General features: G+C 69.7%; 22 protein-coding genes and 3 tRNA genes. 19 read left to right on the top strand and 6 right to left on the bottom strand.

The window, feature by feature from the left end:
- Nucleotides 1–148: 148 nt before the first annotated feature.
- From OH809_RS17975 to OH809_RS17905, 15 genes are all read left to right on the top strand, one after another.
- Nucleotides 149–550 carry an NADH-quinone oxidoreductase subunit A gene (locus OH809_RS17975; RefSeq protein WP_406425129.1) on the top strand — a complete coding sequence of 134 codons (402 nt, stop codon included), beginning with the start codon at nucleotides 149–151 and terminating at the stop codon, nucleotides 548–550.
- A complete protein-coding gene (locus OH809_RS17970) occupies nucleotides 541–1170 on the top strand; it encodes an NADH-quinone oxidoreductase subunit B family protein (RefSeq protein ID WP_323135876.1) in 630 nt (209 codons plus the stop codon). Before OH809_RS17975 ends, OH809_RS17970 begins: the two co-directional genes overlap by 10 nt.
- A complete protein-coding gene (locus tag OH809_RS17965; RefSeq protein ID WP_406421461.1) occupies nucleotides 1167–2453 on the top strand; it encodes an NADH-quinone oxidoreductase subunit C in 1287 nt (428 codons plus the stop codon). Before OH809_RS17970 ends, OH809_RS17965 begins: the two co-directional genes overlap by 4 nt.
- On the top strand, nucleotides 2450–3418 hold the full coding sequence (locus OH809_RS17960; protein ID WP_406421462.1) for an NADH-quinone oxidoreductase subunit H: 969 nt from the start codon (nucleotides 2450–2452) through the stop codon (nucleotides 3416–3418). Before OH809_RS17965 ends, OH809_RS17960 begins: the two co-directional genes overlap by 4 nt.
- Complete coding sequence (locus OH809_RS17955) at nucleotides 3418–4023, top strand: NuoI/complex I 23 kDa subunit family protein (protein ID WP_406421463.1); 606 nt, start codon at nucleotides 3418–3420, stop codon at nucleotides 4021–4023. The genes OH809_RS17960 and OH809_RS17955 overlap by 1 nt, the downstream gene beginning before the upstream one ends.
- Entirely contained in the window at nucleotides 4020–4574 is a 555-nt protein-coding gene (locus OH809_RS17950) for an NADH-quinone oxidoreductase subunit J (protein WP_406421464.1), read from the top strand. The genes OH809_RS17955 and OH809_RS17950 overlap by 4 nt, the downstream gene beginning before the upstream one ends.
- Complete coding sequence (nuoK, locus tag OH809_RS17945) at nucleotides 4574–4984, top strand: NADH-quinone oxidoreductase subunit NuoK (RefSeq protein WP_406421465.1); 411 nt, start codon at nucleotides 4574–4576, stop codon at nucleotides 4982–4984. Before OH809_RS17950 ends, nuoK begins: the two co-directional genes overlap by 1 nt.
- On the top strand, nucleotides 4981–6981 hold the full coding sequence (locus OH809_RS17940) for an NADH-quinone oxidoreductase subunit L (protein ID WP_406421466.1): 2001 nt from the start codon (nucleotides 4981–4983) through the stop codon (nucleotides 6979–6981). Before nuoK ends, OH809_RS17940 begins: the two co-directional genes overlap by 4 nt.
- A gap of 27 nt (nucleotides 6982–7008) precedes the next feature.
- Nucleotides 7009–8559 (top strand): NuoM family protein, encoded by a 1551-nt coding sequence (locus OH809_RS17935; RefSeq protein ID WP_406425131.1) that lies wholly within the window; start codon nucleotides 7009–7011, stop codon nucleotides 8557–8559.
- On the top strand, nucleotides 8556–10103 hold the full coding sequence (locus tag OH809_RS17930) for an NADH-quinone oxidoreductase subunit N (protein ID WP_406421467.1): 1548 nt from the start codon (nucleotides 8556–8558) through the stop codon (nucleotides 10101–10103). Before OH809_RS17935 ends, OH809_RS17930 begins: the two co-directional genes overlap by 4 nt.
- 106 nt (nucleotides 10104–10209) lie before the next feature.
- On the top strand, nucleotides 10210–10671 hold the full coding sequence (locus OH809_RS17925) for an MscL family protein (RefSeq protein ID WP_406421468.1): 462 nt from the start codon (nucleotides 10210–10212) through the stop codon (nucleotides 10669–10671).
- 211 nt (nucleotides 10672–10882) lie between these two features.
- Nucleotides 10883–11746, top strand: a complete 864-nt coding sequence (gene htpX / locus OH809_RS17920) for a zinc metalloprotease HtpX (RefSeq protein WP_406421469.1) — start codon at nucleotides 10883–10885, stop codon at nucleotides 11744–11746.
- Nucleotides 11743–12135 carry a YccF domain-containing protein gene (locus OH809_RS17915; protein WP_406515312.1) on the top strand — a complete coding sequence of 131 codons (393 nt, stop codon included), beginning with the start codon at nucleotides 11743–11745 and terminating at the stop codon, nucleotides 12133–12135. Before htpX ends, OH809_RS17915 begins: the two co-directional genes overlap by 4 nt.
- 124 nt (nucleotides 12136–12259) lie before the next feature.
- Complete coding sequence (locus tag OH809_RS17910; protein ID WP_406515311.1) at nucleotides 12260–12817, top strand: SMI1/KNR4 family protein; 558 nt, start codon at nucleotides 12260–12262, stop codon at nucleotides 12815–12817.
- A gap of 108 nt (nucleotides 12818–12925) precedes the next feature.
- Nucleotides 12926–13198, top strand: a complete 273-nt coding sequence (locus tag OH809_RS17905) for a GlsB/YeaQ/YmgE family stress response membrane protein (RefSeq protein ID WP_398951155.1) — start codon at nucleotides 12926–12928, stop codon at nucleotides 13196–13198.
- Between the two features lie 16 nt (nucleotides 13199–13214).
- Here the strand turns inward: OH809_RS17905 and OH809_RS17900 are convergent, their stop codons facing one another.
- The 3 genes from OH809_RS17900 to OH809_RS17890 form a co-directional block, all read right to left on the bottom strand.
- Nucleotides 13215–13874, bottom strand: coding sequence for an alpha-ketoglutarate-dependent dioxygenase AlkB family protein (locus tag OH809_RS17900; protein WP_406516260.1), 660 nt, complete (start codon nucleotides 13872–13874; stop codon nucleotides 13215–13217).
- Between the two features lie 61 nt (nucleotides 13875–13935).
- A complete protein-coding gene (locus tag OH809_RS17895) occupies nucleotides 13936–14445 on the bottom strand; it encodes a methylated-DNA--[protein]-cysteine S-methyltransferase (protein WP_406421472.1) in 510 nt (169 codons plus the stop codon).
- A 191-nt stretch (nucleotides 14446–14636) separates the two neighbouring features.
- Nucleotides 14637–15125: a YajQ family cyclic di-GMP-binding protein gene (locus OH809_RS17890; RefSeq protein WP_030926258.1), complete on the bottom strand. Its 489-nt coding sequence runs from the start codon at nucleotides 15123–15125 to the stop codon at nucleotides 14637–14639.
- Between the two features lie 169 nt (nucleotides 15126–15294).
- Here OH809_RS17890 and OH809_RS17885 point away from each other — a divergent pair.
- Nucleotides 15295–15376 (top strand) — tRNA-Tyr (locus OH809_RS17885).
- A 43-nt stretch (nucleotides 15377–15419) separates the two neighbouring features.
- Here OH809_RS17885 and OH809_RS17880 read toward each other — a convergent pair.
- The 3 genes from OH809_RS17880 to OH809_RS17870 form a co-directional block, all read right to left on the bottom strand.
- A complete protein-coding gene (locus OH809_RS17880) occupies nucleotides 15420–16082 on the bottom strand; it encodes a zinc ribbon domain-containing protein (protein ID WP_406516259.1) in 663 nt (220 codons plus the stop codon).
- Between the two features lie 197 nt (nucleotides 16083–16279).
- Complete coding sequence (locus tag OH809_RS17875) at nucleotides 16280–16936, bottom strand: SDR family oxidoreductase (protein WP_406421473.1); 657 nt, start codon at nucleotides 16934–16936, stop codon at nucleotides 16280–16282.
- Nucleotides 16937–16970: 34 nt separating this feature from the next.
- The gene (locus OH809_RS17870) at nucleotides 16971–18242 is read right to left on the bottom strand and encodes an amidohydrolase family protein (protein ID WP_406421474.1); all 1272 of its coding nucleotides are present in this window, start codon (nucleotides 18240–18242) and stop codon (nucleotides 16971–16973) included.
- Between the two features lie 371 nt (nucleotides 18243–18613).
- Here OH809_RS17870 and OH809_RS17865 point away from each other — a divergent pair.
- From OH809_RS17865 to rpmG, 3 genes are all read left to right on the top strand, one after another.
- Nucleotides 18614–18686, top strand: a tRNA-Thr gene (locus OH809_RS17865).
- A 47-nt stretch (nucleotides 18687–18733) separates the two neighbouring features.
- A tRNA-Met gene (locus OH809_RS17860) sits at nucleotides 18734–18806 on the top strand.
- A gap of 89 nt (nucleotides 18807–18895) precedes the next feature.
- Entirely contained in the window at nucleotides 18896–19060 is a 165-nt protein-coding gene (gene rpmG / locus OH809_RS17855; protein ID WP_003956487.1) for a 50S ribosomal protein L33, read from the top strand.
- The last annotated feature ends 90 nt before the right edge of the window (nucleotides 19061–19150 follow it).

Here is a 19150-nt window from a genome sequence, read left to right as displayed (position 1 = left end):
ACGCCATGGGGTTCATGGGCGGGGCGAAGTAGGGATAACCCCACCTGTTGCCCGACGCGGCTGCTTACCGCTTCTTTAACAGGGCCTAGACTTTCGTGCGTACAGACTCGAACAGGCACGAGGGAGCGGAGGGGCGGACGTGGCCTACGTGACGGACCTGCCGGAATCGACCGTTCTCGCGACGGCCTACTTCCAGAGCTACTCGGTCGTCGGACTGCTCGCCGTGATCGGCGTGCTGTTCGTCGCCGTCGCCTTCGGAGCGGGCCGGCTGCTGCGCCCCGTGGTACCGACACCCGAGAAGCTCCTCACCTACGAATGCGGCGTGGACCCCGTCGGCGAGGGCTGGGCACACACCCAGGTCCGCTACTACGTCTACGCATTCCTCTATGTGATCTTCGCTGTCGACTCGATCTTCCTGTTCCCGTGGGCGACCGTATTTGCAGCACCCGGATACGGCGCGACCACACTGGTGGAAATGTTCATCTTCCTCGGCTTCCTCGCCGTGGGACTGCTCTACGCATGGAAGAAGGGCGTCCTCGAATGGACGTGACGAGCCCGCAGACCCCCGAGCCGCAGCACCGGCCCGAACCGACGCTGCTGCCCGAACCGAAACGGCTCGGCGTGCTGTCCCGGCTCGCACCCGAGCCCATGAAGGTGGTTCTGAACTGGGGCCGCCGCTACAGCCTCTGGGTCTTCAACTTCGGGCTCGCCTGCTGCGCCATCGAATTCATCGCCGCCTCCATGGCCCGGCACGACTTCATCCGCCTCGGCGTGATCCCGTTCGCACCGGGGCCCCGCCAGGCCGACCTCATGATCGTTTCCGGCACGGTGACGGACAAGATGGCCCCGGCCGTCAAGCGGCTGTACGAGCAGATGCCCGAGCCCAAGTACGTCATCTCCTTCGGCGCCTGCTCCAACTGCGGCGGCCCGTACTGGGACTCGTACTCCGTGACCAAGGGCGTCGACCAGATCATCCCCGTCGACGTGTACGTACCGGGCTGCCCGCCGCGCCCGGAGGCCCTGCTCCAGGGCATCCTCAAGCTCCAGGAGAAGATCGCCCGCGAGTCGCTGGGCGAGCGGTACGCGACCGGCGGCAGCCGCCCCTCCACCGCCGCACTCCGCAGCGGCCTGGTCGCCGCCCCGCCGGCCCCGGGGGAGGAGCAGAAGTGACCGATCCGGAAACGGCGCAGGCCTACGACCGCCTGCCGGAAGCCGTCACCGAATTCTTCGGCGAGGACGCCACGGCGGAGCACGCCTACGACCTGCTGACCGTCGACGTCCCGCCGGCCGCCTGGACCACCGCCCTCGAAACGGCCCGCTCCCTGCTGGGCTGCACCTATTTCGACTGGCTGAGCGCAGTCGACGAACCCGGCACCGGCTTCCGCGTCTGCGCCCATGTCGCCGCCCCGGCGCCGGGCAAGGTCCGCCGGCTCCTGCTCCGTACGACCGTTCCGCACGACGCCGCGGTCCTCCCGACCGCCGTCGACGTCTACGCGGGCGCCGCCTGGCACGAGCGCGAGACCCACGAAATGTTCGGCATCGGCTTCGAGGGCCACCCGCACCTGGTCCCCCTTCTCCTCCCCGAAGGCTTCGAGGGCCACCCGCTGCGCAAGGACTTCGTCCTGGCGGCGAGGGTCGCCAAAGCATGGCCGGGCGCCAAGGAACCGGGCGAATCCGAGCACGGCGGCCCCAAGCGGCGCACGATGCTGCCGCCGGGCGTGCCCGACCCGAACGAATGGGGCCCCCTCAAGGGCCAGCTCCCACCTGCCCCGACCCGCCCGGCCCGAGCAGCCCGCCCCGCGGGCGACCGCCCCGTGCGCAGGGCCCGCAGCGTGAGCGAGGGCTCGGCAAGCCAGCAGCCCGAGCCGGCAGCCCCGGCCGCCGCAGGTACCGGGACCACACCGCCGGCCACCACCCCGACCGCGACTCCGCGCCGCACCCGCAGCGCGTCCCAGGGCTCGGCGAGCCAGCAGGGGGCGCCGGTGGAGCAGACGCCGGCAGTGACGGAGCCGGCGGCTTCGGCGGCCACGCCGAAGTCCGACGCGCCGGGCACTGCGGCGACGGACTCGACCACCTCCCCGTCGGCAGCGCCGGGGACGGCCCCCTCGGGACCGACGCCCTCGGAGACCGTGCCCTCAGGACCGACGCCGGAGGCGGCAGCCCCGGAGCAGGCACCCAAGTCCCGCGGCGCGGACGCGCCCTGGCACCACGCCCGCCCCGCCTTCGACCCGACCCTCGAACCGGACACCTCCCAGCCCCCCCGGCGTCCGAGGAGCGGCGGCCCGGAGGCGGAGCCCCCGGTTCGGGAAGGGGCGGACAGGGGAGAGGCCCCGCGCAGCGGCCCCACCCCTGAAGGAACCGAACCCGCGACCACCCCCGAAACCCCCGAAGCTCCCGAAGCCGCCGAAACCCCTGAAACGCCCGACCACCCCGCCGGAGGCGATACCGCGTGAACGACGTACTCGACGTCGCCCTCCGGCTCATCATCGTCTTCGCGGTGTTCATGGTCGTCCCCCTCGTCGTGGGCCAGACCGAACACAAGGTGATGGCCCACATGCAGGGCCGCCTGGGCCCCATGTACGCGGGCGGTTTCCACGGCTGGGCCCAGCTCGTTGCCGACGGCGTGAAGTTCGCGCAGAAGGAAGACATCGTCCCGGCCGAGGCCGACCGCCGCATCTTCCAGCTCGCCCCCGCCGTCGCCCTCCTCCCGTACCTCCTCGTACTCGTCGCCATTCCGATCGGCCCGGGCGAGGGCGCGGTCGGCCAGGTGGTCGACGCGGGCATCTTCTTCGTCCTTGCAGTCATGGGCGTGGGAGTGCTGGGCTCGCTGATGGCGGGCTGGGCATCGGCCAACAAGTTCTCGCTCCTCGGTGGCCTCCGCACCGCCGCCCAGCTCCTCGCGTACGAACTTCCGATGCTGCTCGCCGCGGCCTCTGTCGCGATGGCCGCAGGCACCGTCTCCCTTCCCGGCATCGTCAACGCCTTCGAGTGGTGGTGGCTGCCCTGGCAGATCGTCGGCGCCCTGGTCTTCTTCGTGGCCGGACTCGCCGAACTGCAGCGCCCGCCGTTCGACATGCCGATCGCCGACTCGGAGATCATCTTCGGCGCGTACACCGAGTACACCGGCCTCCGCTTCGCCCTGTTCCTGCTCGCCGAGTACGCGGGCATCGTCGTCCTGTCCGCACTGACCACCGTTCTCTTCCTCGGCGGCTGGCACGGCCCGCTCGGCGCCGACGGACTCGGCTGGGTCTGGACGCTCCTCAAGATCGCGGTCCTCGCCTTCGTCGTCATCTGGCTGCGGGTGAGCTACCCCCGCCTCCGCGAGGACCAGCTGCAGAAGCTCGCCTGGACCACGCTCATCCCGCTCGCTCTCGCGCAGATCGCGCTCACCGGCATCGTGAAGGTGGCGATCAGCTAATGCCTCCGATCCCCGGCTCCGGCCTCGCCAAGGGCCTGGCCGTCACCCTGCGGACGATGACGAAGAAGACGGTCACCGCCCAGTACCCCGACGTCCAGCCCGAACTCCCGCCGCGCTCCCGCGGCGTCATCGGGCTGTTCGAGGAGAACTGCACGGTCTGCATGCTCTGCGCCCGTGAGTGCCCGGACTGGTGCATCTACATCGACTCCCACAAGGAGACGGTGCCCGCCGCCGCACCGGGCGGCCGCGAACGCAGCCACAACGTCCTCGACCGTTTCGCCATCGACTTCTCCCTCTGCATGTACTGCGGTATCTGCATCGAGGTCTGTCCTTTCGACGCGCTGTTCTGGTCGCCGGAGTTCGAGTACGCGGAGACCGACATCCTCGAACTCACCCATGAGCGGGACAAGCTCCGCGAATGGATGTGGACGGTGCCCGAGCCGCCCGCACTCGACCCGGGGGCGGAGGAACCGAAGGAGACCGCCGCCGCCCGCAAGACGGCGGAGAAGCTCGAAGCCCAGCGCGCCGAAGAAACTCAGCGCGCCCAAGAAGCCCAGCAAACCCAGCAGACCCCGCAGCAGGAAGAAGAGGAAGGAAAGGAGTGACCCTCGCAGCCGCCGCGGCCCACCCCGGTTTCCTCTCCCCGACCGGCATCGAGATCGCCTTCGTCCTGGTCGGCGTCGCCACCATCGGCGCAGCCCTCATCACCGTCACGACCAAGCAGCTGGTGCACGCCGCCCTCTGGCTGGTCGTGACGCTCGGCGGCCTCGCCGTCGAGTACCTCCTGCTGACCGCGGAGTTCATCGCCTGGGTACAGGTACTGATCTACGTCGGTTCCGTCGTCGTCCTCCTTCTCTTCGGGCTGATGCTCACCAAGGCCCCCATCGGCCGCTCCCCGGACGCCGACTCCGAAAACCGCTGGGCCGCCCTCGGTGTCGCGGTCGCCGCCGCGGCCGCCCTCGTCTGGGTCGTCGTGGACGCCTTCCGCACCACCTGGATCGACCTGGGCGGACCGGCCCACGGATCCACCAAAGCCACCGGCGCCTTCCTCTTCCGGCACTGGGTGCTGCCCTTCGAAGCACTCTCCGTCCTGCTGCTCGCCGCCCTCGTCGGCGCGATCGTCCTGTCCCGCAAGCGCAGTAAGGAGCAGAGCTGATGCACCTCGCCTATCCCGCCGTGCTCGCCGCCCTCCTCTTCTGCACCGGGCTGTACGGAGTACTCGCACGCCGCAACGCGATCCTGGTCCTGATGTCCGTCGAGCTGATGCTCAACGCCGTCAACCTCAACCTCGTCGCCTTCGACGTCTGGCTCCGCGACGCCCTGCACTCCGGCCAGGCCCTCACCCTCTTCACCATCGCCATCGCCGCAGCCGAGACCGGCATCGGCCTCGCGATCGTCCTCGCCGTCCACCGCAACCGCGGCAGCTCGGACGTCGACCGCCTCCGCGACACCGCCGAGACCGACGCCGCGGAATCCCTCCCCGGCGACGAGGACGACACCACCGGCACCGAAGACCAGGCCACTGCTCCGGCAGGGAAGGCAAAGAAGGCAGAGGCCACCGCGTGACCACCACGACCCTCGCCGTCCTCGTCCCCCTCCTTCCGTTCCTGGGCGCCGCCACCGGCCTGCTCCTCGGCCGCACCGCCCCCGGATACGTACGCCCCCTCGCGATCCTCCCCACCCTCGCCGCGGCCGTGATCGCCGTCGTCGTCGCCGCACGCCAGGGCGGCGGCCCGGCCATCGACGCGTCGACCCGGCTCACACCCACCGGCTCGGTCCCGATCGACCTCGCCCTCCACCTCGACGGCTTCGCGGTCCTCGTCGCCGTCCTGGTGGGTCTCGTCGCGACCTGCGTGCAGATCTACTCGACCGCCTACCTGCGCCACGACCCCCGCTACCCCTCGTACGCGGCCCTCGTCTCCCTGTTCACCTCCGCGATGCTGCTCGTCGTCTACTCCGGCGACCTGATGGTGCTGCTGGTCGGCTGGGAAGTCATGGGCATCTGCTCGTACTTCCTCGTCGGCCACTACTGGGAGACACCCGAAGCCCGCGCCGCCTCCCTCAAGGCATTCCTGGTCACCAAGCTCGGCGACGTCCCCTTCCTGATCGGCCTGTTCGCGCTTGCCGCCGACACCGGCACATTCCGGATCACCGGCATCCTCGGCGCCGTCGCGCACGGCGGGCTCGACCACCCCACTCTCATCGCCCTGCTGCTCCTCGCGGGCGTCGCGGGCAAGTCCGCGCAGTTCCCCCTGCACACCTGGCTGCCCGACGCGATGGCCGGCCCGACCCCGGTCTCCGCGCTGATCCACGCCGCGACGATGGTCGCCGCCGGCATCTACTTCGTGGCCCGGCTCCTCCCCGTCTTCGCCGAATCCGGCGCCGCCCTCGTCGTCCTCGCCGTCATGGCGGCAGTCACGATGATCGGATCGGGACTCGCCGCGCTCGCCCAGGACGACATCAAGCGGGTCCTCGCCTACTCGACCATCGGCCAGCTCGGCTACATGTCCGGCGCCCTGGCCGTCGGCGACCGCGGGGCCGCCGTATTCCACCTCCTCTCGCACGGCGCGTTCAAAGCCGTCCTTTTTCTCGCGGCCGGCGTGGTCATCCACGCCGCCGGGACCAACTCGCTCACCGCCATGTCCCGCATGGGCGGCCTGGCGAAGCGCATCCCGGACGCCTACTGGACGATGACCGTCGCCCTCCTCGCGCTCGCCGCCATCCCGCCGTTCGCCGGCTTCTTCTCCAAGGAAGCCATCCTCGTCGCCGCCGAACACACCGCCCTGGGCGAACGCCACGTCGCCCCGGCCGCCGCCGGCTGGACCGTCCTCGTCGCCGGACTGCTCGCCGCCGTCCTCACCGCCGCGTACGCCACCCGCCTCTGGCTCCTCGCGTTCCGCGGCCGCGGCGCCGAGGCCCCCGACCACGGCAGGCAGCCAGTCGCGATGACCGCCGTCCTCTGGGTCCTCGCCATCCCGACCATCGGCTTCGGGCTCACCGTCGGCGTGATCGCCGACTGGTTCGACGGCCACAGCCTCACCCCGTCCGTGACCACCGCCGTCCTCTCCACCGGCGTCGGCCTCGTCGGCGGCCTCGTCACCTACGGCGCCTGGCGCCACACCACGGCCCTCGCCGCCCGCCCGCCCGCCGGTGCCGTCGTCGCCCACCCCGACGCCGAACCCGCACTCATCGAGGCCGAGGCCATGACCCACCACACCGCCGGATACGGCGACACCCCGGGCACCCCCGACCCGGCCGACCCCGGACGGCTCCTGCTCGGCCCGCTCCACCGCCACGCCGCCACCGGCTTCCACCTGGACGCCCTCTACGCGACGCTGTTCGTCCGCCCCATCCAGGCCGCGGCGAGCCTCGTCCGCTTCCTGGACCGCGAGGTAGTCGACACGTACGTACGTGGCGCCGGCACCGGCGCACGCTGGCTCGGCACCGCCGTCCGCCGCGCCCAGACCGGCAACGTGCAGACCTACCTCAGCGCACTGCTCGCCGGTTCCCTTGTCCTGGCGATCGCCGCCGTCGTTTTTGCCAACATCAACGCCGGGTCGTGAGCCGTGATCGATATCAGCGAATCCGTGATGCAGTTCCTTCTCGCGTTCATCGTCGTCGGCCCGCTCATCGGCGCCGTCGCCGCTCTCCTGCCCGCCCCGCCCGGGCTGAAGGGAAAGAGCCCCGACCAGGCCGTGCTCCGCCACGGCGTGACCGTCACCGGCGCGATCCTCATCGCCGCGATCGTCCTGGCCCTCGGCTTCGACCACGACCACCCGTCGAATATGCAGGCCACCACCGACATCAGCTGGATCCCGGCGCTCGACGTCCGCATCCACCTCGGCATCGACGGCATCTCGCTCCCCCTTCTCGTACTGACCGCGCTGCTGACCTTCCTCTGCGCGCTCTACAGCTACTTCAAAATGCCCGAGGGCCCCTCCCCGAAGGCCTTCGTCGCACTCGTCCTCGTCCTCGAGTCCGGCACCCTCGCGACCTTCGCCGTCCTCGACCTGCTGCTGTTCTTCCTGGCATTCGAGATGGTCCTCATCCCGATGTACTTCCTCATCGCCCGCTGGGGTGGCGCACAGAAGCAGGCCGCCGCCTGGAAGTTCATCCTCTTCACACTGCTCGGCTCAGTGATCATGCTGCTGGGCCTGCTCCTCATCGGGCTGACGAGCGGCACTTTCGACATGGTGGCACTCGCCACTGACAACGGCCGTGGGCTCACCTCGTCCGTGCAGGTCATCGCCGTTCTCGCCATCGGCATCGGACTCGCCGTCAAGGCCCCGATGTGGCCGCTGCACAGCTGGCTCCCGGACGCCCACACCGCCGCCCCGACCGTAGGCTCGGTGCTCCTCGCGGGCGTCCTGCTGAAGATGGGCACGTACGGATTCGTCCGCATCCTGCTCCCCATCACCCCCGACGGGATGCAGACCTTCGCGCCCTACCTCGCCGCATTCGCCGTCGTCGGCATCATCTACGGATCCCTCGCCTGCCTCGCGCTCGCCCGCCCCGGCTCCAAGGGCGACCTCAAGCGCCTGATCGCGTACTCCTCCGTCGGCCACATGGGCTTCGTACTCCTCGGCATCGCGAGCATGACCCCCACCGGCGTCAACGGCGCGCTCTTCGCCAACATCGCCCACGGCCTCATCACCGGCCTGCTGTTCTTCCTGGTCGGCGCAGTCAAGGACCGCTACGGCACCGCCGACCTCGACACCCTCTCCGGCGCCACCGGGGCCGCCCTCTACGGCCGCGCACCCCGCCTCGGCGGTCTTCTCGCCTTCGCCGCCGTCGCCTCGCTCGGCCTGCCCGGCCTCGCCGGATTCTGGGGCGAGATGCTCGCCCTGTTCGGCGCCTTCGACCCGGCCGGCGGCCTCAGCCGCCCCGCCTTCCTCACCTTCATGTCGATCGGCGCGTTCGGAACCCTGCTCACCGCCGCGTACATGCTCATCGTCGTACGCCGCGTCTGCATGGGCGAGAAGCGCGAGGAACCGCACCGCATCGCCGATATCCAGACGTACGAATTCGCCGCCTGGACCCCGCTCGCCGCCCTCACCGTCCTCGCCGGCCTGTGGCCCGCCGTCCTCCTCGGCCTCACCGACCCGGCCGTGCAGAAGCTCCTCGCAGGAGGCAAGTCGTGACCACAGCGGCCGAGACCACCAGCCTCGTCCAGTCCGTCGACTGGCTCGCCATCGCGCCCCCCGTCATCGTCGCGACGGTCGCCCTGATCATCCTCGTCGCCGACCTCTTCCTCCCCCAGGAGCGCAAGCCGCTGCTCGGCTGGGCGACCATCGCCGGACTCGTCGCCGCACTCGCCTTCCTCGTCCCGCTGCGCGACGGCGACCACTCCACCTTCTGCCTCACCACCGGCACCGGCAGCGCCACGGCCTGCAGCTACACAGCCGACCACTTCGCCCTGATCATCCAGTTCCTCGTCCTCGGCGGCGCCCTTCTCACCGCACTGCTCTCCCTCGGCGACACCCGCAAGCTCCCCGCGGGCGAGTTCTGGTTCCTGCTGCTGTCCTCCGCGGCCGGCGCCGCACTCCTGCCCGCCGCCCGCGACCTCGCCACCCTCGTCGTCGCCCTCGAAGTCGCCTCCCTGCCCGCCTTCGCCCTCGTCGGCATCAAGCGCGGCGACCGGCGCTCCTCCGAGGCAGCCCTGAAGTTCTTCCTCTCCTCCGTCGTCGCGACCGCCGTCACGCTCCTCGGCGTCAGCTTCGTGTACGCGACAACCGGCACCCTCCACCTCACGGAACTCGCCACCCGCCTCGACGAGGTCCCTGGTCAGCTCGACACCCTCGCCCAGGCGGGCGTCGCCCTCACCCTCGTCGGCTTCGCCTTCAAGACAGCCGCCGCGCCCTTCCACTTCTGGGTCCCCGACACCTACGTCGGCGCCCCGCTCCCCGTCGCCGCCTACCTCTCGGTCGTCAGCAAAGCAGTCGGCTTCTCCGGGCTCATCCTCGTCACCGTGATCGGATTCCCGTCGTACGCCGACGTCTGGGGGCCCGCAGTCGCCGTCGTCGCCGCACTCACCATGACCATCGGCAACGTCGCCGCCCTCCGACAGACCGCCACCCGCGCCCGCAGCGCCGTACGCCTGCTCGCCTGGTCGTCCGTCGCCCAGGCCGGCTACCTCCTGGTGCCGATCGCCTCCGCCGCGTACTCCAGCGACGACCAGATCGGCTCCACCGTCGCCTACGCCCTCATGTACGCCGTCGTGAACCTCGGCGCCTTCGCGGTAGTGGCCCTCGTCTCCCGCACAAGCCCGGACAACCGTCTCTCCGACTACCGCAGCCTGTACGCCACCCGCCCCCTCGCCGCCCTCGCCATGGCCTTTTTTCTGCTCTGCCTCGCCGGACTGCCGCCAGGCATCGTCGGCCTCTTCGCCAAGGTCACGGTCTTCTCCGCCGCCGTCGACGCAGGCCTCGGCTGGCTCGCGGTCGTCATGGCCGTCAACGTCGTGATCGCGCTCTACTACTACCTCCAGTGGACGGCGGCACTCTTCCGCGGACCGGAAGAGCCCGAGGCGGCGGCCCCGGCAGGCACAGCGGGCACGGCACCCGCCCTGCGCGTGACCGCACCGGCGTCCCTCACCGCCGCGATCGCCCTCACCGCCGCCGTCGGCATCGTGCTCTCCGGAGCCCCGCAGCTCGTGCTCAGGTTCGCCGCGGTCAACCTCTTCTGACCGCGCACCGACCCCACCCAAGATCGGCTTGCCCCGGCCGGACCACACAGGGCAGGGTCATGCCCGCACACCACGCATACGTACACACAAAAGAGGAGCCAGGGCAGTGCTGAACGGGTTCAAGGACTTCATCCTGCGCGGAAACGTGATCTCCATGGCGATCGGACTCGCCGTCGGAGCCGCGTTCACCGCAGTCGTCACAGGATTCAGCAACGCATTCATCGTGCCGCTGATCGGAGTCATCACCCGAGGCACCGGAGACTTCGGCAAGGCCACCTTCCAGGTCGAGGGCGTGAAGTTCCCCTACGGACTGTTCGTCAGCGCCTCCATCGCCTTCCTGATCACCGCCGCCGTCCTCTACTTCTGCGTCGTCGTCCCCATGACGAAGGTCCAGAGCCGCTTCACAGCCAAGGCCGAGGAGAAGGTCGACATCAAGGCCACCCTGCGCGACTGCCCCCGCTGCTACACGGCCATCCCGGCCATCGCCTCCCGCTGCGCCCACTGCACCAGCGAGATCCAGCCCGACCCCGAGGCCCTCGCGCTCGCCGGAATCCCCGCCCAGCGCTGACCCACCCCCGCGGCCGCCCGCACCGACACCCCGACACCCGTACGGCCCAGTGCCTGCTCCGGCCGAACAGCCGGACAGGCCCTGCCCTCCAGCCGCACGCACAAGGGAACTAGCTCTCCTCGCCTGGCGTTGACCAGTACGGGAGGCTCCACTGGGTAGTGGAGCACCACCCAGCAAGGGTTCCCCTGCTGCACCACTTGGAGGGCGTACCGTGCACCGCCGGCACAACGGGCTGAGAACCGCCGTACTCCTCGGGGGCCTGTCCGCACTCATCATCGTCATCGGCAGTTTCTTCGGACGTACGGGCTTGATCGTCGCGCTCTTCGTAGCCGTCGGCACCAACGCCTACGCCTACTGGAACAGTGACAAACTCGCACTACGGGCCATGCGGGCCCGCCCGGTCGGCGAATTCGAGGCGCCACAGCTCTACCGCATGGTCCGCGAACTCTCCACCACGGCCCGCCAACCCATGCCACGGCTCTACATCTCCCCGACCCAGGCACCCAACGCCTTCGCCACCGGCCGCAACCCGCGCCACGCGGCAGTGTGCTGCACCGAAGGCATCCTGCAGATCCTGGACGAACGCGAACTCCGAGGCGTCCTCGGCCACGAACTCAGCCATGTCTACAACCGCGACATCCTGATCTCGTCAGTCGCCGGAGCACTCGCCTCCGTCGTCATGTTCCTGGTCAACTTCGCATGGCTGATCCCGGTCGGCCGGTCCAACGACGACGAAGGTCCGGGCATCCTCGGCATGCTGCTGATCATGATCCTCGGCCCGCTCGCCGCCGGCGTCATCCAACTCGCCGTCAGCCGCTCCCGCGAATACGAGGCAGACGCCTCGGGCGCCCAACTGACCGGCGACCCCCTGGCCCTCGCCAGTGCCCTGCGCAAACTGGACGCCGGAACGAAACAGCTCCCCCTGCCGCCCGAGCCGAAGATCGAGACCGCGAGTCACATGATGATCGCGAACCCTTTCCGCCCCGGCCAGGGCATGTCCAAGATGTTCTCCACGCACCCGCCGATGGCGGAGCGCATTGCCCGACTTGAGCAGATGGCAGGTCATCGCCCATGAAGACAATCCTGAACGTCATATGGCTGGTCCTGTGCGGATTCTGGATGTTCCTCGGCTACATGGCCGCCGGCGTCCTGCTGTGCATCACCATCATCGGCATCCCTTTCGGCCTCGCAGCCTTTCGCATCGGCATCTACGCACTGTGGCCCTTCGGCTACACCGTCGTCGACCGCCGCGACGCCGGCGCACCCTCCTGCGTGGGCAACGTCCTCTGGCTGATCCTCGCGGGCTGGTGGCTGGCCCTCGGCCACATCACCACCGGAATCGCCCTCTGCATCACGATCATCGGCATCCCGCTCGGCATCGCGAACTTCAAGATGCTCCCGGTCTCCCTCATGCCCTTCGGCAAGGAAATCGTCCGAACGGACCAGCCGTTCGCCACCCGGTAGGACGACAGCACGACCAGGGGGCAATGGGGAGCCGGACGGTCCATCCGTCGAAACGCCCCCGTCACGCAGGACGGCATCAGGCCACCCTCCACTGATTGTCAGTGCCGTCCTCCACCATGAACCCATGGACGACACCGAGCAGTTGCTGACGGCCGTGGAGAAGAGAGCGCAGACCGCCCCACGGTGGGAGAAGTACCCCCTCCCGGCAGCTCTGTCCACCCAGGACATTGCCCAGGCCGAAGCGGCCCTCGGCTTCGCGCTGCCGCCGCTGCTGACCGCCCTCTACGCCCGGATCGCCAACGGCGGCTTCGGCCCGGAATATGGTCTGCTGCCCCTCACCGGCAGCCCCGCCCCCGACGGCGAGCAGTCCGCCGTCGACCAGTACCTCGCCCACCGCAGGTCCGCGAGTGAGGAAGGGCAGTGGCCGTGGCCGGAAGGCGTACTGCCGATATGCAGCCTGGGCTGCGGCATGTACAGCTGCGTGGACTGCCGCACCGACCGCACCACCGTCCTGCTCTTCGAGCCGAACGCCGACGAACCGCAGCACGCCTGGTATGTCGACCAGCCCGATCTCGCCACCTGGCTGCGCACATGGCTGGACGGAGCGGGCTGGTACGGGGAGGACGCCGACGACGAAGCAATGGACCTGCAGCCCTGGCCGGACTACAACACCCGCACATGAACAGGCTGTGACCTGCCGCTCATCCCGCTCACCCCGCTCAACGAGCAACCGTCCACGCCCACCCGACGTCTTGGGTTCCACAACCAAGCGAAGGGTAGGTTCGGCCGCATGACCATTATCGGTTGGATCATTCTCGGACTGCTTGCCGGAGTCATTGCCAAGGTGCTGCTCCCGGGTCGCGACCCGGGCGGGCTGGTCGGCACCACCCTCATCGGAGTCGCCGGCGCCTTCATCGGTGGCTGGATCTCCTCACGCTTCCTCGACCACCCCATATCCAAGAACTTCTACGACACCGCGACATGGATCTCGGCCATCGGCGGCTCGCTGGTCCTGCTCATCGTCTACCGGCTGCTCTTCGGGAACTCCCGGGACCGCCACTGACAACCCCGCCCACGACTCAGACACCCAACCCGGTCTCGCGCAGGGTCAGATTGAGCCGCCCACCGCTCATGCCCGTCGCGGGATCGGCCGTCCCCGGACAGACCTTCGGCACACCGTGGAACGCGAAGCGTGACTCCCCACCGAAGACGAACAGGTCGCCGGAAGCCAACTCCACATCCGTATAAGGCCGTCCACGGTCCTCCGTGTTGCCGAAGCGGAAGACACACGTATCACCGATGCTGAGCGAGACCACCGGCGCACCGGACCGCTCCTCCTTGTCCTGGTGCATGCCCATCCTTGCCGCGCCGTCATAAAAATTGATCAGCGCGGTGTCCGGCGCGTACGTCCCGACCGGACTCTCCTCCCCGTACGCCTCGACCAGCGCAGCCCGCCCCAACTCCGCCAGCCAGTCCGGAAAATCGGCGACCCGCGCCCCGTTCACATCATCCGCGGTCCGCGAATACCGGTACGGCTGCCAGTGCCACCCCACACAGACCGTCCGGACGGACATCACCCCTCCGCCCGGCAACACCGTGTGCCGCAGTGGCACCGGCCCCCGCGCCCACTCCCGGCAGGCCTCGACCAGCATCCGCTGGCGCTCCACCGGCAACCACTCCGGCACATGCACGGCACCCGGCGCCACGACAGCCCGCGGCCTCGGGAAGAGACCCGCCATTTCGCCCACCGCCCATCCGTACACAGCCGCTCAGCGCGCAACCGCTCGGCACACGGGCCGCTCAGCGCGCCGCCAGAGCGCCTTCCAGCCCCAGAAGCTGCTCCTTGCGCTCCAGCCCGCCCGCGTAGCCCCGCAGGGCCCCGTCCGCTCCGATCACCCGGTGGCACGGGCGCACGATCAGCAGCGGATTGCGGCCGATCGCCGTCCCCACGGCCCGCACACCCGCCCCGGGTGCGCCGATTTGCTCGGCGATCTGCCCGTAGGACACCGTCTCCCCGTACGGGACGGTGTCCAGCGCGCTCCACACCCGCCGCTGGAACTCCGTGCCCCGACCCTCCGCATACGCGATGTCGAAGCGGGTCAGCCGCCCCTCGAAATACGCCCGCAACTGCGCGGCGATCGAGGTGAAGGCCTCCGGCGTATGGATCCACCCGTCCTGGACGACCTCGGCGCCCTTCTGGCCCGGCAGGGAGAGCGAGGCGAGCGCCACACCGCCGGCGGCGGCTGGTGATTCCTCGCCGACCAGCAGCAGTTCACCCAGCGGGCTGTCGACGGTCGCGTACATGGTCATGGCCGGTCCCTCTCTTCTCCGTACAGGGCGACGAATCACCCGCATCGCCGTTCCATACGGACAAGTCTGCGACCGCCCGCCACCTGCGACCGGCGGTATTCGGACATCACGTCCGACGGGGTGCGAGGCGGGCCGGTGCGTACCTCCCGGCCTGCCCCACCCGCGTCCGGACGGACGACCGAAAGACGGACCTACCGGTAGTTCACGAACTGCACGGCGAAGTCGAAGTCCTGGCCCTTCAGCAGCGCCTGCACGGCCTGCAGGTCGTCCCGGCTCTTCGAGCTGACCCGCAGCTCGTCGCCCTGGACCTGCGCCTTGACGCCCTTCGGACCCTCATCGCGAATGATCTTCGCCACCTTCTTGGCGTTCTCCTGGGAGATGCCTTCCTCGATCGTGGCGAAGATCTTGTACTCCTTGCCGGACAGCTGCGGCTCGCCCGCGTCCAGCGACTTGAGCGAGATGCCCCGCTTGATCAGCTTGGACTGGAAGATGTCGAGGATCGCCTTGACCCGCTCCTCGCCGTTCGCCTCCATCAGGATCTTCTCGCCGGACCAGGAGATCGAGGCGCCCGTGCCCTTGAAGTCGTAGCGCTGCGAGATCTCCTTGGCGGCCTGGTTGAGGGCGTTGTCGACCTCCTGCCGCTCGACCTTCGAGACGATGTCGAAACTGGAGTCGGCCATGACGTGTGGCTCCTTGCGTCGAATGCTTGTGGGGTACGACGTAAAGCCTAGCCATCGCCCACCGCCACGAGCACTGATCAATCAGGTGGCGGAGCACCCCGGCTCATCAGGTATCGTTTACGTCGTCGCCAAGGAGCCCCGTTCAACGAGGTTCCAACGCGTCGTTCGAGGCGGTGTGCCCGAGTGGCCAAAGGGAGCAGACTGTAAATCTGCCGGCTCAGCCTACCCAGGTTCGAACCCTGGCGCCGCCACTCGAACAGAGCCCCTGACCAGCACAAATGGTCGGGGGCTCAGTCATTTTCTGCTCCTTTCACGAGCCTTCCCACCGTGGTTCGAACCGCTGCTTGCAACTACGCCTGCCCTGCTCGATCCGAGCGTTCCGCGCTGCGCCGAGCCCGTCCGGCCCCGTGGGGATCCAGTGGCGCGCAGTACGGTCCGGTGGGTGAGGAGCAGGATCTCCAGCCGAGTGGCCGGAGATCGGGGTTGCCGCATTCGCTGCCTGCCGGCCTGGTACAGCTCAAGCCTGGGACTGGCCCCCGCCGAACGGTGTCCTCCGCCCCGGCGCACGGCCGGGGGAAGGGGCGAGGCGACCGGGCGCACAGCGCCCGGTCCTGATGGTTGGTGCTCCGATGCGGCGGCAGCGGCCTCTCCTCGGCAGATCTCAGGGGTGGGCCCCCGACGGCGCGCCGACCGCTGACGGCGGACACGCACCGTGGTTGTGCTCAGCGCCCGTTGGCCGATCTTCTCCGCCGCGCTGTGGTCGCGGTCGGCGTTGAAGCCGCAGCCGGGGCAGTAGGCCCAGGAGCGTCCGTCCCCGCCGTCCGGGTGAAGACGGTGGCGCAGCTTTCGGTCGCAGCGCGGGCAGTACGTGGACGTGCCGCTCGCGGTGACCTCGATCACGGCGAGCCCCTCCGCAGCGGCGGCCTCACGGGTGGCGGCCGCGGTCCTGCCGCGCAGTGCGAGGGAGACGCATCCTCCGCCGGTACGAACGGCCCGTCACCGCGTCCGCGCTCTCAGGCGTCCGGCCGGTCAGCAGGGAGTCGACGATCGCCATCCGGTGGGCCGCGGCGCGCAATTGACGTGCGGCCAGTTCGGCGCCCAGGGAGAGCGGGGGAGGGGGTGTTCGGGCTCTGTGCTCCTCCCCCCGTCCCCCCTCAGTTCCCCGCGACGTCCTTCATCGCCACGTCCAACGGCACGTTCCCCGAGATCAGTTCCAGGGTCAGTCCCGCTGTCGCCGGGGTGTCCAGCAGTTCCAGCAGCGTCGCCGCCACGTCGTCGCGCGGTACCGTTCCGCGCCCCGTCGAGGCTGCCAGCAGAACCTGCCCGTTGCCCGCGTCGTCGGTGAGCATTCCGGGGCGCAGGATCGTCCAGTCGAGTGCGGTCCTGGAGCGTACGTAAGCGTCGGCGGCGCCCTTGGCCCGCAGGTACACGTCGAAGACCTCGTCGCCCGGGTGGTCCGGATCGGCACCCATGGAGGAGACCACGATGCAGCGCCGTACGCCCGCCCGTTCCGCCGCGTCCGCGAACAGCACTGCCGCGCCGCGGTCCACCGTGTCCTTGCGGGCCGTACCGCTGTTCGGGCCCGCGCCGGCCGCGAAGACCGCCGCGTCGGCGCCGCGCAGCACCTCGGCCACTTCCTCCGCGGAGGCCGACTCGAGGTCCAGGACGACCGGTTCGGCGCCTGCCGACCGGAGGTCCTCGCCCTGTTCCGGGTTGCGGATGATGCCGACCGCTTCATCTCCGCGCGCAGCGAGCAGCCGCTCCAGCCGCAGCGCGATCTGACCATGTCCACCTGCGATGACAATGCGCATAGTCACGACCGTACGCCGCGCCGCGCCGCCCCGCTCAGGACCCGCCGCCCGGCCCGGGCTCAGGGCGGGCCTGGCGGGGCAGATCGAGTGCGACGACGGTCTCGGAGTCGCAGTACTCGCGGACCGCGCTGGTGCGTGCCACCACGCGTCCGCGGTGCACGACGATACGGCTGTACGCGAGCGAGAGCGCGCCGGAGAGCTGTTCGCCGCGTACGGCGAGGAGTTCGGCGGGGAAGCCTGCCTCGACGCGGATCTCAGGCAGCCCCATGGCCTTCCTGGCGGCCGTGGAGACGGCGTCGTACGCGTCCTCGGGGCGTAGGCCGCTCTGTGAGGCGAGCAGGTAGGCGGCCTCCAGCGGGTCTCCGCGGCCCACGGGGTTCGCGACGTCGCGCAGTGCCCCGCTGCCTGCCGCTGTGCGCACTCCGGCGGCGCGCAGCAGCCGTACGGGGGCGGTGCCCCTGCGTTCGGCGCCGCAGCAGCCGCCCTGGGGGAGGCAGATCACTGTCACTTCGGCGGCGGCGAGCTGATCGGCGGTGCGGGACGCGGTTTCCGGGGGGAGCCGGTCGAGGCCGGCGCAGGGGCCTATGGAGACGCCGGGCCGGTGTCCGGCGGCCATGGCGGCGAGCCGGGTGAGGCGGGCGGGGTCGTCGCCGTCCATGTGCAGGTCGACGGGGCAGTGGTGTTCGGCGGCGATCTCCAGGACGGCTTCGGTGTATCCGGCCGGGTCGGGGTCGAGCTCGGGGCAGCCGCCGATCACGCCGGCTCCTGTTTTCACCGCGTCACGCAGCATGGCGAGGCTGTCGGCGCCTGCGATTCCGGTGAGCAGGCGGGGTACGGCGACCGGGGTCAGTTCGGTGAGTCCGTGCAGGGAGCGGCGTGCCTGGAGTACTGCTTCGAGGCCGGCGAGTCCGGTGACGTCCCCGATCCGTACGTGTGAGCGCAGGGCGGTGGCGCCGTGGCCGAGTTGCAGCAGGGCGGCTTCGGTGGCGCGGCGCTGGATGTCCTCGGGGTGGTGCGAGGCGGGTCCGGAGCCGTCGGGGCCGGTGCTGTCCGCGGTGAGTGCGGTGTCGCTGTGGGCGTGGGGTTCTGCGGGGGCGGGGAGCAGGAGGTAGCCGCGCAGGTCGACGCGGGGGCCGGGGGCGGTCAGGCTGCCCGTGGTGCCGACGGCCTCGATGCGGCCGCGGCCGAGCCGTACGTCGACGATGCGGCCGTCGGTGAGCCGGGCGCCGCACAGGATCAGGGCATTGGCTTCGGTGGCGGCGTCGGCGGCGTGGTCGTCGGGCTGCCGCGGCCGGCTGTCGGGCATCGCGCTCCTGGGAGGGTTACAAGATCACGCACAGTGAGTCGAGCCTAGGGGCGTGTTCGTCCCGGTTCGAGGAGGAGGGAAATAGTCGTACCGGTGTGGCCCCGTGAGGTGTGCGCGGCGAGTGGGAGGGGCCGGCGCGGTGGCTGTTCCGAGGCCGGCCGGGTGTGGCTCATGGCGCTGGTCGGGTTGCCGGTCACGTTGCTGATCAGGCGGCGGTTCCGGCCGTCGGCCCGGCTCTCGGCCGGGTCGTCCGCCGGTCGTGGATCGGGGGTCGGTCGGGGGATCGGGGCGGGGCCGGTCATCGCTGCGGCGGGGGGCTCCGAAACGGATTTGGGCGATCGGCGGAGGACCGTGTAATGTCTTCATCGCTCGCCCCAATAGCTCAGTCGGTAGAGCGTCTCCATGGTAAGGAGAAGGTCTACGGTTCGATTCCGTATTGGGGCTCTGGTGATCGGAGAACCCCGCCTCGCGGCGGGGGGATCCGTCATCAAAGCGGTGTAGCTCAGTCGGTAGAGCAAGCGGCTCATAATCGCTGTGTCACCGGTTCAAGTCCGGTCACCGCTACTTACGGTAGCCGATTGTGGGGTCGGTCCTTCGATCGGCTACTCTTTTTTGCGTTCATCCGTTCATCCGTCCGTCCAAGGAGCACTCACGTGGCTGCCACCGACGTCCGCCCGAAGATCACGCTGGCCTGCGTGGAGTGCAAGGAGCGGAACTACATCACCAAGAAGAACCGGCGTAACAACCCGGACCGTCTTGAGATGAAGAAGCACTGCCCGCGCTGCAACTCGCACACTGCGCACCGCGAAACCCGCTGAATCAGGCTCGTACACGAGGCCGCCCCTACTGGGGGCGGCCTCGTGTCGTTGTATAGGACTGTTCCGTACAGGGTTGTTCATCGGCCTTTT

Source organism: Streptomyces sp. NBC_00873, assembly GCF_045207415.1.
Lineage (GTDB): Bacteria > Actinomycetota > Actinomycetes > Streptomycetales > Streptomycetaceae > Streptomyces.
The sequence above is the reverse complement of the archived record's forward strand: the minus strand, read 5'-3'. Positions and strand labels throughout refer to the sequence as shown.

Coding starts and splice junctions, on each gene's coding strand:
- OH809_RS17970 (WP_323135876.1), top strand. CDS start 541: ATGGACGTGACGAGCCCGCAGACCCCCGAGCCGCAGCACCGGCCCGAA.
- OH809_RS17955 (WP_406421463.1), top strand. CDS start 3,418: ATGCCTCCGATCCCCGGCTCCGGCCTCGCCAAGGGCCTGGCCGTCACC.
- nuoK (WP_406421465.1), top strand. CDS start 4,574: ATGCACCTCGCCTATCCCGCCGTGCTCGCCGCCCTCCTCTTCTGCACC.
- OH809_RS17935 (WP_406425131.1), top strand. CDS start 7,009: ATGCAGTTCCTTCTCGCGTTCATCGTCGTCGGCCCGCTCATCGGCGCC.
- OH809_RS17915 (WP_406515312.1), top strand. CDS start 11,743: ATGAAGACAATCCTGAACGTCATATGGCTGGTCCTGTGCGGATTCTGG.
- OH809_RS17910 (WP_406515311.1), top strand. CDS start 12,260: ATGGACGACACCGAGCAGTTGCTGACGGCCGTGGAGAAGAGAGCGCAG.
- OH809_RS17905 (WP_398951155.1), top strand. CDS start 12,926: ATGACCATTATCGGTTGGATCATTCTCGGACTGCTTGCCGGAGTCATT.
- OH809_RS17900 (WP_406516260.1), bottom strand. CDS start 13,874: ATGGCGGGTCTCTTCCCGAGGCCGCGGGCTGTCGTGGCGCCGGGTGCC.
- OH809_RS17895 (WP_406421472.1), bottom strand. CDS start 14,445: ATGACCATGTACGCGACCGTCGACAGCCCGCTGGGTGAACTGCTGCTG.
- OH809_RS17890 (WP_030926258.1), bottom strand. CDS start 15,125: ATGGCCGACTCCAGTTTCGACATCGTCTCGAAGGTCGAGCGGCAGGAG.
- OH809_RS17875 (WP_406421473.1), bottom strand. CDS start 16,936: ATGCGCATTGTCATCGCAGGTGGACATGGTCAGATCGCGCTGCGGCTG.
- OH809_RS17870 (WP_406421474.1), bottom strand. CDS start 18,242: ATGCCCGACAGCCGGCCGCGGCAGCCCGACGACCACGCCGCCGACGCC.